This is a genomic window from Halomonas salipaludis, from assembly GCF_002286975.1.
Classification (GTDB): domain Bacteria; phylum Pseudomonadota; class Gammaproteobacteria; order Pseudomonadales; family Halomonadaceae; genus Franzmannia; species Franzmannia salipaludis.
In genome coordinates this window covers 1-12,967 of sequence record NZ_NSKB01000014.1, presented here as the reverse complement: position 1 = coordinate 12,967, position 12,967 = coordinate 1, and the positions used below count along the sequence as shown (strand labels likewise).

The window sequence follows — 12,967 nt, the reverse complement described above, 5'->3', positions numbered from 1 at the left end:
AGCGGCCATGGTGGAAAAGGCAGCCTGTTCGTTCATCCTTGTTAGAATTCTGAGGAAATAATTTGCGCAACCTACCGCTCAAAGTTGAAGATTCTTTGTCTAGTGACACGAAATTATGGCGCTATATGGATCTCGCAAAATTCGTGTCATTGCTAGACTCGTGTAGTCTTTGGCTTGCTAGGTCTGACACGTTCAAAGACCAAAGCGAGGGGCGCTTTCCCGACGAGATGAGAAATGCTATTCAAAGCGCTTACGAAAGGTTTGAAGAGAAAGAAGGTTCGCCAATAAAAAATGCGGATGACTTCCAGTTATATCTGTGCCGAAACGCCTACGTAAGTTGCTGGCACAAAAATGTCGAAGAAAATATGGTGATGTGGGAGCTCTATGGGCGTGGAGGCAATACAGTCGCCATTCAAACAACAGTGGAAAAGCTGAAGACTAACATATCCACAATAGATAGGGGGTGCAGAGAGTTTTATCTGAGAAATGTTCAGTATTCTCGACCTGAAGATGTGAAAGGTCAGCTTTCTTATAGCGCTCCGTTCTTCATAAAGCGTCCACATTTCAGTTTCGAGCAAGAAGCTAGAATTTTATTAAGTACATACTCAGCCTACAGGCCAGAGAAAGAGACGCCCCTCGGTGTGACAGTCAACTTGGACTTAGCAGCAGCCATAGAGAAAGTCCTAGTACATCCAGATAGTCAAGAATGGTTCGTCTTGGCCGTTAAATCTGTTGCAGCTAAGTTTGGGCTGAGTGCTCCTGTTGAGAGAGGTGCGTATGGCAACAAATTCTAACAAGTGGCAGCACAGTGACAGCTTCTCCGCCGCTACTCGTCTACAAATAGGCACGTGTGCCGGGCGTTAAACCCGGAAAATTAGAACCTTCAAAAATGATAAAAGCCTCGTGAGGACTAGGTTAGGGATAAAGTGCCAATGTTACCAATAGAGAAAATCGTAGGATGGATAAAGGATAAACCCGCATGGTGGCAACATTCAGTAAAATTGTCCCTGAGCGAAGGTGCATTATCCAATAAACACTTAGATGAAATTTACAATCTAGCCTTGGTTGAGCACAAGATTATTTCGGACGAAGAAATATCGAAACTTTTCGAAGGTCCAATTGACACGACGGGGTTAAGCGACGAGATAAATGAAGTAACACTGGATAAAATTGATAGCGTAGCCAATGTTGGGGCCTTAGCTGGCGATCAAACTCTGTCGTTTTTAAAAAATGGAATGACGGTTGTTTACGGCGATAATGGGGCGGGAAAGTCCTCATACGCGAGAATAATAAAACACGCCTGCCTTTCAAGAGGGGGTGTTCCTGAAATACTTGGAAATGTGTTTGAAAAATCAGATCAGCCAAGCTCCGCCAATATATCTATAAATGTTGATGGAGATGTAGAGTCAAATGAATGGAATTTGAGATTTAAAAGTAACTCAAATCTAAAGTCAATAAGAGTTTTCGATAGCCAGGCTGCCGAGCATTTTGTAACAAAAGAGGACGAACTTGGCTATAAACCTTCGGGGCTACATGTATTGGAGGACTTGGCTGAAGCAGTTGATTACGTTAGTCGGCGCGTTACTGAGGAAACCATGCCTGGAAATGGCTTTGTTAGCCTGCCTTCTTTTCAAGATACAAAAACAGGACGATTTGTTAGTCACATGTCCAGAAACACAGTTCTATCAGAAGTCGAATTATACTCCGCGACTGATGAGGAAATTGAAAGGATCGAACTGTTAACAAAAGAGATAGATTCCTATAGATCAAAATCGCCAGAGCAGATAAGAAAAGAATTGTCAAACCAGCTACGGCAGCTTACCCCTCTGAAGGAGTTTGTTGCTAAATCTATTTCAGTCGTAAGTGTTAAAGTTTTTAGTGATTTAAAAGAAAATGAGCAAGATTGCCTGCAAAAGAAGGAAATAGCTGATGATTTAAAAGAAAAAACGTTTTCGGGTTTACCAGTTAGAGATATTGGAGGCGATGAGTGGCGGCTGATGTGGGATTCCGCAGAGCGCTATATTATATCTCTGGATCAAGGTGGTTCTTTTCCACTCCAAGAGAATGAGTTATGCCCACTATGTTTACAAGAGATTGGTAAATTTTCGTCTGAGAAAATGGCAGGCTTTGTAGAGTTTCTTGCGAGCGACGCTGTAAAAATTGCGTCTGCTAGTAAGAATCATCTGGATTCAAAAAAGAAAAATATTAGAGATTATCGATTTGATTTAACTCCATACGCCGCTGCTATCACATTGGCGGATGAGATTTTTGATGATTTCCGAATAAAAATTTTAAAGTTATTCGAAGATCTTGAGTCGAGAAAGGGCCTTTTTTGTGGTGAGATTTTGCCAGAAAAAGTAACTCCCGAAGAGACGGAAATTTTAGAGAAAATCAACAAGCTCGTAAGTAATATTGAGGCTTCTCTCGCATCTATATCTGAAGATGACGATTCCGATAAAATCATAAAAAGAAAGGAATCTGATCTACAGGAGTTAGTCGACAAGAAGCTGTTTCGGGATAACATAACCTCAATAATTTCTAATATAGAACGTTATAAGCTAGTGGCTAAATATGAAAACCTTCAGGAGCAATGCAAGTCGCGGCCAATTACTGACAAGAATTCAGAGATTTGCAAGCAAGAAGTGGTTGTGCCTCTAGTTAAAGCTTTTAATTCTGAACTTGATAAATTTGGCTTCAGTAGATTCAAGGTTTCTCCTAGAACTAGAGGGAAGTCCGGCGCTCAACTCATGAAGCTGGAGATATTGGATGGGCGAGAACCCTTGGTCTCTAAAGTGGCAAGTGAAGGTGAACAGAGATGTATTAGCATTGCCTGTTTTCTGGCTGAAATGAAAGCCGACAGAAGGAAATCTGCTGTCATATTTGATGACCCGGTGAACTCTCTAAGTCACCAATGGAGTCACAGAGTTGCCAAAAGACTTGTTGAAGAATCTAAAGACAGGCAAGTTGTGGTGCTAACACATGATATTGTTTTCTATAAGCTTTTACTGGAAGAAATTGAAAGAGTAGATGGCCCTAGTTTGAATGAGATATGCCTTGAGCGAAGTAGAAAACGAGCCGGCATAGTCCGCTCAACGCCTCCTTGGGATGCTTTGACAACAAGTAAAAGAGTTAAACAACTTCAAGAAAAAGTTCGTGAGCTTAGAAAGATTGGCGAAGACGGCACAGAAAGAGAGTTCCGTGAAGCTTCATATGCTTTTTATGGGTATCTGAGAGAAGCTTGGGAACGACTGGTTGAAGAAAAGCTATTGAATCAAGTAGTTACTAGGTTCGGTAGGGCCGTTCAAACAAATAGATTGCGGCGGTTAATTGATGATATAAGTCAATCTGATTTTGATCGAGTAGAACAAGGAATGAGTAGATGTAGCACGTACTTCCGTGGCCATGATAGTGCTCCTGCCGTCGGAGACCCATTTCCTACAATTCAAGAGATCGAAGACGATTTGGCCTGTCTTTCCGATTTCAATGAGGAACTGCAAAATAAAAGAAAACGCAGTTAGTTGGGGTGAATGCATTTAACAAATTGCTCGCTGCGCTCCCAATTTTTCGGTGAGCAAGGCGTTATATCAGCGTGATCGCAACGTCTGCTTCTGGCCGAAAGCAGCCGGCCTGCCAACTACTGGCAGGCCGGCTACGAGAGTATTAGTCCTCAGTCCTGACGAGCCAGCTTTCTACGGTCTCGGCACCGTACTCCTCCTTCCACGCCTTCAGCGTCTTCTGGTTGCCGCCGCGGGTCTCGACGACTTCGCCAGTGTTCGGGTTCTTGTAGATCTTCAGCTTGCGCTTGGCGCGGCCGGTGCTCTTGGCGCTGCTGGAGCTCTTGTCAGCGGTATGCGTTGGATCCAGAAGCTTGATGACGTCAGCGGCTGACTTGTCGAACTCGCGCATCAGGTCTTCGAGGTGATTCTTGAAATCTAGCTCGGTCTTCAGGCGGTCGTCGTTCTTCAGCCTGTCGAGCTCTTCCTGGAGCTGCTTGAGCTGCTGTTCCTTCTGCATGTAGGTGTTGAGAATGGACATGAACTTCCTCGTGGTGGGTGAGTGTTGGGGAATATTATGGTGGTGGTTAGGGAATGATTCAATGTTTCTTGTCATTTAAAATGATGAGTTGGGTTGCGATATTGATAACCCGATGGGGTGGCCTTTGGTGACGACCCCAGAAAACACCTCTCAACGGAATTAACATTTCTTGCTGTCTCTCTGGATGTACCTGGCAATGCTATGCCAGTTCCTTGATCTATTGGAGTGGCACGCATGGAGAGACACCACCCACGCCGCTGGCTGGCTGCCTTTAGCCTATCTGCCTGCCTGGTAGGCCCCGTACTCGCTGAGCCAGCCATCGAAGTCTTTACCACCGCCGGAGAGCCGGTGATCAATGTGCCGTCTGGTGCAGCGGTCATCGAACTCGATGTGCCTGGACGACTGGATGCCCTGCTGTCTCAGCAGTTGCCCGCAGATCCTGACGTTGCTGCAGCCTTGATGCGCGAGCGCATGACCACGCCCGCGTGGCAGGAAACTGCTGACCGCTATGCCGATAGCTATCTCGGGCTGGCCAGGGCCTGGCAGCTGGGTGTCGAGAAAGTGCCCGCCGTGGTGATCGATGGTCGCCATGTGATTTACGGCCAGCCGGACGTCGCGCAGGCATTGAACGAAGCCGATCGCCTGCTGAGTCAGGAGAGCCGCCCATGATGCGCTACAGGACCTTGGGCGCTCTGTTGATTGGCGCTGTGCTGAGCCTGGGCGTAATTGAGAGGCCCGCCCAGGCGCTAACAACACCAGAGATTGTGGCGTCGTCGATTTCTACTCAATGCCTGGACTATCAGGTCATCGGTATCTGCGTCTGGCTCAACTGTTCCTGGTCGGGCTGCTCGATACGCACCTCGGTGCAGGTGCGCCATTACATCCCCGAGTTGGTGGTCTCCAGTTACGAGAACACTGGCGACAACCCCTGGTGGGAAGTGGCCACCCTCTCGCCACCCTTGGGTAAGGCCTTGGCCGGCGGGCAGAGCACCTCGGATGCCAACCGGGCTCGGCACGAGCACCTGCGCTTCAAGAACGTGGACGCCATCGGACACCCGGCCGGCGGTGCCTTCAGCAGCTTCGCCAGCGCCTTCGGCATGTCGTGCGCTGGGGCAGCGACACCCTTCCAGCCCTACCACCTCTCGACCCTGGACGCCCTGGCGTGGCGCAGCGGGATTCCCGAGTCGCTCTACCCGGAGGCGCTCACGCCCGGCATGCGTGAGCTGGGCCAGCCCGGCGACCTGTGGGGCAACGTCTATCCGCGCAGCGGCTTCCTGACCCAGGTGCATGATTACAAGACCGCGGCGACCACTGCCCAGCGCTCTGCCGACATCGTCACCCGCACGGGTCAGCCTCACGTCTACACGCCGCTGGTGGCGGAAAGCCGCGACGGCTACTGGCCGCCCGGGCCGGTCAAGGAGGGTGACCCCTCTACTCATCGCTGGCAGCGCCTGACGCCCGGCATGAGCAAATCCTGTCGGGTGTGGCCGGACCGTGGAGTCACCGACACTTACGGTGACCGCCTGGATACCGGCGGTGACTACGCCTGGTCGTTGTGGCTCCCCTATCGTTGCTGCAAGCGTCGCGGCCAGACCCTGCTGTATGCAGTCCCCTGAAGGAGAGAAGCCGATGAAAGGAACTCGTATACGACGCTTCGCCCTTGCGCCGTTGGCCAGTGCCCTGGTGGTGGGGCTGCTGTCTACCCATGCTGCCCAGGCTCAGGCGCAATCCGCCGATGCGCTCTATTACCAGATCGGCGGCGCTTCCCCCTTCAGCGTCTCCGCCGGACGGGGCTACAACCCCAACAGCCGTGGAATCGGCATCAGCTGGAACATGAATGCCACCTGCGGCAACTTCGATATCGGCGCCACGGTCTCTAACCAGCTCAACGGCGTCACCAACGGCTTCCAGAATCTGATGGGCACAGTGGTCCAGAACGCTCAGGGTGCCGTGGCTTCGCTGCCCGCCATGGTCATCCAGCGGGCCAACCCGGGCCTCTATGACCTCCTGAGCAACGGCGTGCTGCAGGGGCGGGTCGACTTCGACCGCGCCTCCATGTCCTGCCGCCAGATGTCCGAGCGGATGGCCGACATGGTCAGCGGGCAGGGGTGGCAGCAGATGGCTGCGGCCGAGAGCTGGCAGAGCGCGGCCCAGTCCAACGCCGACGTCGTCGCGGCTCAGGAGCAGGTCGACCAGTCAGGCGGAAACCAGGGCGTGACCTGGGTAGGGGGCCAGCGCCGCGGCGGGCAGGATCAGCCGCCGATTCGCGTGGTGCAGGACACCGCTCGCGCTGGTTACAACCTGCTGCACGGCCGTGACGACACCACCAGCACGGCCCCCATTGTCGGAGGCGGTGGCGGCTGGGGATCGGTGGCCACCAACGAGGGCACCTGGATCGGCGGTGGTGGGCTGGCCGGGGCTTCCGGTGGGAGCGGTAGCGGCTCAGGGTCAGGCAGTGGGACAGGGAGCTGCCTGGGCGGCATGTGCACGGTCTGGCAGAGCCCGGAAGTGGCCGCCGAGTGGACCCAGACGGTGATCGGCGAGCAGTCGATTCGCACCTGCGACGGCTGCGAGCGCAGCGAGACTCAGGCTGGTAGTGGCCTGGTGCGCGAGCTGGAGCGTGAGCAGCAGGAGGTCTACGGCAAGCTCCTGAGGCTGGTCGACGGCAGTGAGCCGCTGACGCCGGAGAACCTGCGCCAGGTCTCCGCCGGTGACGGCCTGACCGTCTCCCGTGGGGTGATCGAGTCGCTGCGCACCGACCCCGAGGCCTCACTGCTGATTCACCGCTTGAGCGGTGAGATGGCCCTGGCCAGGACGCTGACCAAGGCGCTGTGGGCGCGTCGGCTGCTGCTGGCCGGTAGCAGTGACCCGGGGGTCGCTGACAATGAGCAGGGCATGTCGGCGCTGGATCGCAAGCTGGTGGCCCTGGATCGCGATATCGAGTCGCTGCGCTCCGAGATGGAGATCCGCCAGGCGCTGAGTAACAGCGCCGCCGGCATCGCGTTGGAGCGAGCCTCCCGTCGCGGACAAGGAGCCTCTCAGGGCGAGACTTTCCGGCCGGATGCAGTGCTGGACGGCCGCGGCCGCCCAGCCGACGGGGAGGGCGGCGATTCATGACACGGCGCTTTTCCTGGATGAAGCCAACCCGCTGGCCGTCACTACTGTTGGCCCTGGCGGTGCTGATCGCCATGTTCCTGCTCAGCGGGATCATTCTGGTGATCAGCGTGCGGTTGCTGGGTGGGCTCGAGGCCCACCATAGCGTCTGGCAGGCCGCCTGGCCGTGGCTGCTGGCCTGGCGGCTGAATCTCTACGCCGCACTGGCTCTGGTCTGGTGGCGCAAGGTGCGCCCCCGGGCGGTGGCATGGTTGCGCCGAGATTATGACGACGGGCGGCAGGCGCTCGCCAAGCTCCGGCGGCTCGAGGCGATGGCCCTGGGCATCCTGGTCCTTATCGAGGTCACCAACCTGATCAATCGGCTGGGAGGTGCCTGATGGGAGGCCTGCTGACCGCGCCGCTGGTGGTGTTCGACTACTTCGCCAACGCCATGACGCTGCTGGGCTGGATCATCAACAACGCCATCTGGAACGTCATGGTCGGCACCGGCATCGCCGCGGTGCCGTTCATCACCCTGGTGCTCTCCGAGTGGTTCAAGGCCCGGCAGGAGGGCGACGAGGCGGGGACCAAGGGCATCCTCACGGTCAACCGCATCGAGACCCGGCTCTACGCCATGATCCTGGCCTACGCCTTCACCTGCCTGCCGCTGCTGCAGGTCCAGCTGGCCACCGCCGACATCGACGAGAGCCGGTCGCTGGAGTGCGGCACCCGCCAGTTCGCCTCCGGCGGCTGGTCCGAGGGGGCGTTTGGAGCCACCGAGAATTCCATCGGAGGCCAGCAGGCCAGGATGCCGCTGTGGTGGGCGGGCGTGCATGCCGTCTCACATGGGGTGACTGCGGCGGCCGTCCACGCCATTCCCTGTTCGACCGATTTCGAGTCGATCCGTATGGAGCTGGATCTGCACAGCATCGAAGACCCGGGGCTGCAACAGGAGGTGGGCGAGTTTCAGCGTCAGTGCTTCGGTCCGGCGCGCAATCGGCTGCTGCAAGAGGGCGGGACCATTGAGACGACACGTGCCATGGACGTGGACTGGATCGGCTCCAACTACTTCCAGGCCACGCCCGGCTACTACGACAGCTTCTACGCGGGACGGCCCATCGCCGGCTTTCCCTACGATGCCAGTCGGGATGTCTCCCGGCCCAACACCGGCCCCGGTATGCCGGGTTATCCCTCGTGCCAGGAGTGGTGGTCAGCCGAGAGCGTTGGCCTCTGGGCCCGTCTGCACCAAGAGGTAGACCCCGGGTTCTGGGACAGCTTCCGCAGCATCTTCACCAGCAGTAACGCTGAGGACTATGTGATCCGTCGTCTGGTCAGCCCCCGCTCAGGCGCGGCCAGCGGCAACCTGGATCAGGCCGTGGTGGGCTTTCGTGGGTTGGATGGTGGCAGCAGCTTCTGGGACGCCACCGTCACCGCCGGCTCGGCCATTGGTGGCACCCTGTCGATCCTGCCGTTCCAGGCCGGCATGGACATGCTCAAGCAGGCGCTCCCCATGGTGCAGGGTATCCTGGTGATGGCCATCATCATCTGCCTGCCGTTCGTGATGGTCATCTCCAGCTACAGCTTCAAGGTCGCCGGCATGGCCACCTTCGGGCTCTTCGCCATGTGGTTCCTGACCTTCTGGTGGGAGCTCGCCCGCTGGATCAATGCCAACCTGGTGGATCTGCTCTACCGCAGCGACGCCGCCAAGCTGAGCTGGCTCTCCGCCGCCAATAACCTCTACGACCGCATGGTGCTGCAGTTCGTGGAGGGAATGATGTTTCTGGTGCTGCCGACGCTGTGGGTGGCGGTGCTGGGGTGGTCAGGGATGAAAGTTGGTGACTCCTTGGGGCGGAGCGTGACCCAGTCCACATCTCCATCTCAAAGTGCCGGGCAGAAGGGTGGCAGCCAAACCCAAGCGAGCGGCTCTGGTGGGAAACTGGGGTAGGAATGGTCGGGGCTTTACTAAGGTTTTGGTAGCTTGCGGCCTTTGAGCTTGCCGGACATCCCCCAGGGGAGCTCGTAGAGCATGGGGCCTTTCGTCTGGGTGACTTCCTTGGAAATAGTCGGCCACCATCGGATCAACTGGATAGCCGTATCCCACACCTTGCGCCGGCTCCAGTCCTTTCCCAGGTTGATGATGGTCAGTCCGGCGTTCTCAAAAGCCAGCCGCTCTGGGTCGCCTTTCTTGAACCGATCCTTTGAGAGAATCACCCAGTTGCCTTCCTGCTGAAGGCGCTCCAGCCACTCCTGATCAGGAACACCAGGACGGGCATTGAACTCGCGGGCATGAACAACGCTGTGCTTTTCAGTGCGCAGCTGAGCGAGGTGATGAAGGGCGTTGGCGATGCGGTGGCTTAGGTTTTCGTCAATGAAGAAGTGCACCTGCCGCTATCCTTTTTTCAAAGTTAACGGCGCGATTCACCTCATCCAGTGAGATCTCGAAGTTCCTTGCCACGGCCTCGGCATCGCCATCTTCCGCCTGGAAGGCGCTGTAGATGGCATGGGTCGACATGTGGCAAGGGAGGACGATCGGCTTGCCGAAGGCGAGCTTCGGGTCGATCACGATGCTAGGGTCTTGGGGGTCGGGATGCCAGCGGACAGGATTCTCGCTGGCATCGAATTCGATACCTTTCAGCAGAGAGGGGAAAATGACGTCGGGGAAGACGGCCTGGCGTTTGCCGAGGTCGGTCAGGGCTTCTATACCGTTCTCCTCAAGGTGCCGCAGGAATACCGCCTTGCCATCGGTGAGAAGCCGAGGATGGGTCAGCGGATAATCGCGTTCGAGGTAGTCACGTAGGCTAGCGAGCGCTTCGCGAATCGCGGACATGGTGACGTACTCGCGGAACTGCGCCACCGCTCGGACTTCCAGAAGGTCCCGGAAGCTGAGGGTGTCCTCGGCACCCAGGGCTTCGGGCTCAGGGTGCCAGAGCGGGCCGAGGGGTGAGGTATCGCGCAGCAGCCAGCGGCGGATCTTGTCCGCTTCGACTCCGATGAGCCTCTCTGCCTGCTTGGGGCTGTACAGCCCAATACCAACGAGTGCCGTCATGGCTCCCTCCCCGAGTTCCTCTCGCCCTGTGACCGGTGCATCGCCGGTTCGTTCTACTGTCTTATGCTGTCTTTAAGTGTGGTGGACTATAGGCCCACTGCATAGGTAGATCAACCTTGGAGATCAGCTATTTTGGCCGCAGTTTCTTGATTAAACCTTGCGTTTCATGAGGTTGCCGCCTCCTTTCATCCCATCACAACTTCAAACCGCAGCGAGTTAGTATGGCGGTGTCGGCCAGATCTTGGGTGACCTCGGTGATCAGCCAGGAAGTGGCGTCGATTTCGGGCTTCCAGCCGGAGAGGGGGGCGGGGGCCACTTCAGTTGGGCATGGGGCCGCCGGGCTCGACGCGATTGCGCAGGTCGAGCTGATGGCCGCATGCGATGCGCGTCACGCGGCCGACCGCAGTGGCATTGGGGCCGGCCTTCATTTTCAGGGAGCATGCGGTGGGGCGCTTGGCGAACATGGCGCGCTGGCGGATGCTGCGGGCCTGGTCGCTAAGGGCGGTTTGAGGCAGGTAGGGAGGTGTTACCGTCGGGATTTTGCAGGGCCTTGATGCGCTCCAGCTGACTGATACGCAGGTCGTGGGCCTCCAGGCGGGCGAGATGGCGGGGCTCGGTGGGGCTGAGCTTCTCAATCAGCGGCTCGACCCATCGCTCCAGGGCCTCCAGCTGTCACTCATGAGGGCAGGCGCTCGCAATATTGGACGGCTTCTGGACAGGTCACGATAAATGGCTCGCTGACGTCGTAAGGCATCCCCCAGGTAAAGCGAAACTCTCGCTGGTGAGCGAATCGATCTGGTTTGATGAAGTGTCGCGCGGAGCTGATCATCTCGATGGTGCGGTGATCGATGCGGTCGATGCTGAAGCCTGGCTGTACTTTCCCACGCAGCGCTTTGTGAGGGCTATACACGCAGCTGGCATATTCATGGCCATGTGCACCTAGAGCTCGCTGTATCGCAGTGGCGAAGCCCGCTGGGTCTCGGATGATAAAGCCGCTGTCATACTCGAATTTCGCCAGCGTTTCGGGATCCGGATCTCCTCGGTACGTGCACAGTAGGTAGTGGTCGAAGCCTCCGGCGAACCGCCCAGCAGTGGTGAAGTTTTCCCTTTCGGCGAGCAGGACGACGTCCCCTTCCAGCTTGTCGCCGACTTCACCGTGGTCATGGCGGCTGTAGTATTCGAATGAGCCGAGTTGAAGTTTGCCTTCCTCGAAAAAGCTGTTGACGTGATCCTGTCGTGCCATCTTCACGATAGGCAAGCTAGGCACTTCCATACGGGAGATGGCTGACTCATAGACTGGCGTGACTTCCATGCTGTACTGGTAGGCATCGAGGTGTCGGAGGCCGAGAGTAAGAAAGCCGCATAACTTCCTGACCTCGACCTCGGTGAGGTTGCGGGCAATCCACATGTGCCCGAAAAGTTTCACCTTGCTCATCCTGAACGCTCCTAGATCAATTCGTCTTCACGCCAGTATGGCCGCTACGGGATAATCTCGTCCGGGCTTCCCCACTCGATGGCCAGCTGATAGCCGTTATCGCCTGAGCAGTTGATGTGCAACTTATAGAAGAGCCGGGCAGGCTTCGATGGGATAGGCGAGCATGTAGTGCGCGCCGCACTGATGGTATCGGCGCCGCAGTCCATCAAGGTGATCACCTGCTCGGTTAGGAGAGGTGGTATCTAGTCTTCGTACAAAGGGTTGCCGAGACAATCAATGGGAGCGCCAGTATGGTCGTAATACAGCCCTACTATGCGGTCAGTGCGGGGATCATTGGTATTGGCATTCCATGGGTCGCTGACATGAGAGCACTCGCTCCCAGCAGAGGCGCTCATAACTCCCTGAGCCACGCCACCGGCCATCATGGCGGCACCACCGGCTACTTTCCCGGCACCACGAGCAATCCGCCGCCATCCTTCTTGGGTGGTGGCGGTATGGGCGGTAGACTTGGCCGCATCGGCGGTGGAGTCACGCAGCACGCGCAACGACTCCGCTGTGCTCGCCCGGGTGTGCCATCCATCGGACCAGCCGTCCTGCTGGCTCTGTTGATGTGCCTTATTGCCAGCTGCGACAGCTCGGGCCAGAAGTGATTTCAGGGCCATGGGCTTCCCTCCCTGGATACATCAGATCTCTAGCATAGACCCAGTATGGGGGAAGCTCCACTGGGGTCAGCTGAGGGATGCGAGATGCTCGATGGTCTCGGGGTATTTCTGAACCAGACGAATTAGGGTCTTCGCCTGGGCGTTGGGCTTGGCGCGGCCCTGCTCCCAGTTCTCCAGCGTCCTGGGGTTGGTGCGCAGGTACATAGCGAATACCGGGCGAGACATATGCAGCCGCTCTCGTAGCTCGATGAGCTCGCTGGCTGTGACGTCGGGAACCTCCTCCAGCTCTACGGAGTGGGAGCGCAGCGTGCGCTTGCCTTGGCGCTCATCTGCCAGTGCATCGAAGCCCTCGACGAGCTCGTCAAAGATGTTACGGCCCATGGTCATGTCCTCGCGTTGAGCTCCGCATCCAGCAGCTGTTTCAGGGTCTTGCGCTGGGCTGGCGTCAGCCTGGCTTATTCATGAGGCCGACCTGAAAACGAAGATGGCAAGTGGTTTTCTCTTGTAGAATCAGGATGTTCCTGCCAGAACACGATTCAAGAGGACCACTCGCCATGGGTGAAACCCTAACGACCTGGTCGCCCTCGTGCAACGGCTCTGTCCGTGTTGAGCTGAGCGGCCAGCGCACCACCAGCGACAGCGGCGCTTTGCTGCTGCGTGAAGCCCTCGACAACAGCGGCGTGGTCGAGGCGCTGG

15 protein-coding genes and 1 pseudogene are annotated in these 12,967 nt (G+C 56.6%); 8 read left to right on the top strand and 8 right to left on the bottom strand.

What is annotated here, in order from left to right; all coding sequences use genetic code 11:
* The first annotated feature begins 62 nt into the window (after positions 1-62).
* Positions 63-794 (top strand): DUF2971 domain-containing protein, encoded by a 732-nt coding sequence (locus CK498_RS25985; RefSeq protein WP_141247005.1) that lies wholly within the window; start codon positions 63-65, stop codon positions 792-794.
* A 138-nt stretch (positions 795-932) separates the two neighbouring features.
* The gene (locus CK498_RS23930; protein WP_095623361.1) at positions 933-3,518 is read left to right on the top strand and encodes an AAA family ATPase; all 2,586 of its coding nucleotides are present in this window, start codon (positions 933-935) and stop codon (positions 3,516-3,518) included.
* Positions 3,519-3,660: 142 nt separating this feature from the next.
* Here CK498_RS23930 and CK498_RS23925 read toward each other — a convergent pair whose 3' ends face one another.
* The gene (locus CK498_RS23925) at positions 3,661-4,035 is read right to left on the bottom strand and encodes a histone-like nucleoid-structuring protein, MvaT/MvaU family (RefSeq protein ID WP_095623360.1); all 375 of its coding nucleotides are present in this window, start codon (positions 4,033-4,035) and stop codon (positions 3,661-3,663) included.
* Between the two features lie 234 nt (positions 4,036-4,269).
* Here CK498_RS23925 and CK498_RS23920 point away from each other — a divergent pair, with 234 nt between their 5' ends.
* From CK498_RS23920 to CK498_RS23900, 5 genes are read left to right on the top strand one after another with little or no spacing between them, the layout of a single operon-like run.
* On the top strand, positions 4,270-4,704 hold the full coding sequence (locus CK498_RS23920; RefSeq protein WP_095623359.1) for a TIGR03757 family integrating conjugative element protein: 435 nt from the start codon (positions 4,270-4,272) through the stop codon (positions 4,702-4,704).
* Positions 4,701-5,651: a TIGR03756 family integrating conjugative element protein gene (locus CK498_RS23915; RefSeq protein ID WP_425485963.1), complete on the top strand. Its 951-nt coding sequence runs from the start codon at positions 4,701-4,703 to the stop codon at positions 5,649-5,651. The genes CK498_RS23920 and CK498_RS23915 overlap by 4 nt, the downstream gene beginning before the upstream one ends.
* 13 nt (positions 5,652-5,664) lie before the next feature.
* Complete coding sequence (locus tag CK498_RS23910) at positions 5,665-7,152, top strand: integrating conjugative element protein (protein ID WP_095623358.1); 1,488 nt, start codon at positions 5,665-5,667, stop codon at positions 7,150-7,152.
* Positions 7,149-7,526: a hypothetical protein gene (locus tag CK498_RS23905; protein WP_141247004.1), complete on the top strand. Its 378-nt coding sequence runs from the start codon at positions 7,149-7,151 to the stop codon at positions 7,524-7,526. The genes CK498_RS23910 and CK498_RS23905 overlap by 4 nt, the downstream gene beginning before the upstream one ends.
* A complete protein-coding gene (locus tag CK498_RS23900) occupies positions 7,526-9,073 on the top strand; it encodes a conjugal transfer protein TraG N-terminal domain-containing protein (protein ID WP_095623356.1) in 1,548 nt (515 codons plus the stop codon). Before CK498_RS23905 ends, CK498_RS23900 begins: the two co-directional genes overlap by 1 nt.
* Before the next feature lie 17 nt (positions 9,074-9,090).
* On the opposite strand, the gene CK498_RS23895 is transcribed toward CK498_RS23900, so the two are convergent.
* The 7 genes from CK498_RS23895 to CK498_RS23880 all read right to left on the bottom strand — a co-directional run bounded on the left by CK498_RS23895 (position 9,091) and on the right by CK498_RS23880 (position 12,652).
* On the bottom strand, positions 9,091-9,510 hold the full coding sequence (locus tag CK498_RS23895) for a PIN-like domain-containing protein (RefSeq protein WP_089686901.1): 420 nt from the start codon (positions 9,508-9,510) through the stop codon (positions 9,091-9,093).
* Complete coding sequence (locus CK498_RS23890) at positions 9,494-10,174, bottom strand: hypothetical protein (RefSeq protein WP_095623355.1); 681 nt, start codon at positions 10,172-10,174, stop codon at positions 9,494-9,496. The genes CK498_RS23895 and CK498_RS23890 overlap by 17 nt, the downstream gene beginning before the upstream one ends.
* A gap of 317 nt (positions 10,175-10,491) precedes the next feature.
* Positions 10,492-10,638, bottom strand: coding sequence for a phage virion morphogenesis protein (locus CK498_RS26930; RefSeq protein ID WP_176475894.1), 147 nt, complete (start codon positions 10,636-10,638; stop codon positions 10,492-10,494).
* A 31-nt stretch (positions 10,639-10,669) separates the two neighbouring features.
* On the bottom strand, positions 10,670-10,834 hold the full coding sequence (locus CK498_RS26925) for a phage virion morphogenesis protein (protein WP_407645906.1): 165 nt from the start codon (positions 10,832-10,834) through the stop codon (positions 10,670-10,672).
* Between the two features lie 16 nt (positions 10,835-10,850).
* A complete protein-coding gene (locus CK498_RS23885) occupies positions 10,851-11,609 on the bottom strand; it encodes a hypothetical protein (RefSeq protein WP_089686904.1) in 759 nt (252 codons plus the stop codon).
* A 242-nt stretch (positions 11,610-11,851) separates the two neighbouring features.
* Positions 11,852-12,271, bottom strand: coding sequence for a hypothetical protein (locus tag CK498_RS25975; RefSeq protein ID WP_141247003.1), 420 nt, complete (start codon positions 12,269-12,271; stop codon positions 11,852-11,854).
* A gap of 66 nt (positions 12,272-12,337) precedes the next feature.
* Entirely contained in the window at positions 12,338-12,652 is a 315-nt protein-coding gene (locus tag CK498_RS23880) for a helix-turn-helix domain-containing protein (RefSeq protein WP_176475893.1), read from the bottom strand.
* 134 nt (positions 12,653-12,786) lie between these two features.
* Here CK498_RS23880 and CK498_RS23875 point away from each other — a divergent pair.
* A pseudogene (locus CK498_RS23875) lies at positions 12,787-12,967 on the top strand (hypothetical protein); the annotation flags it as partial.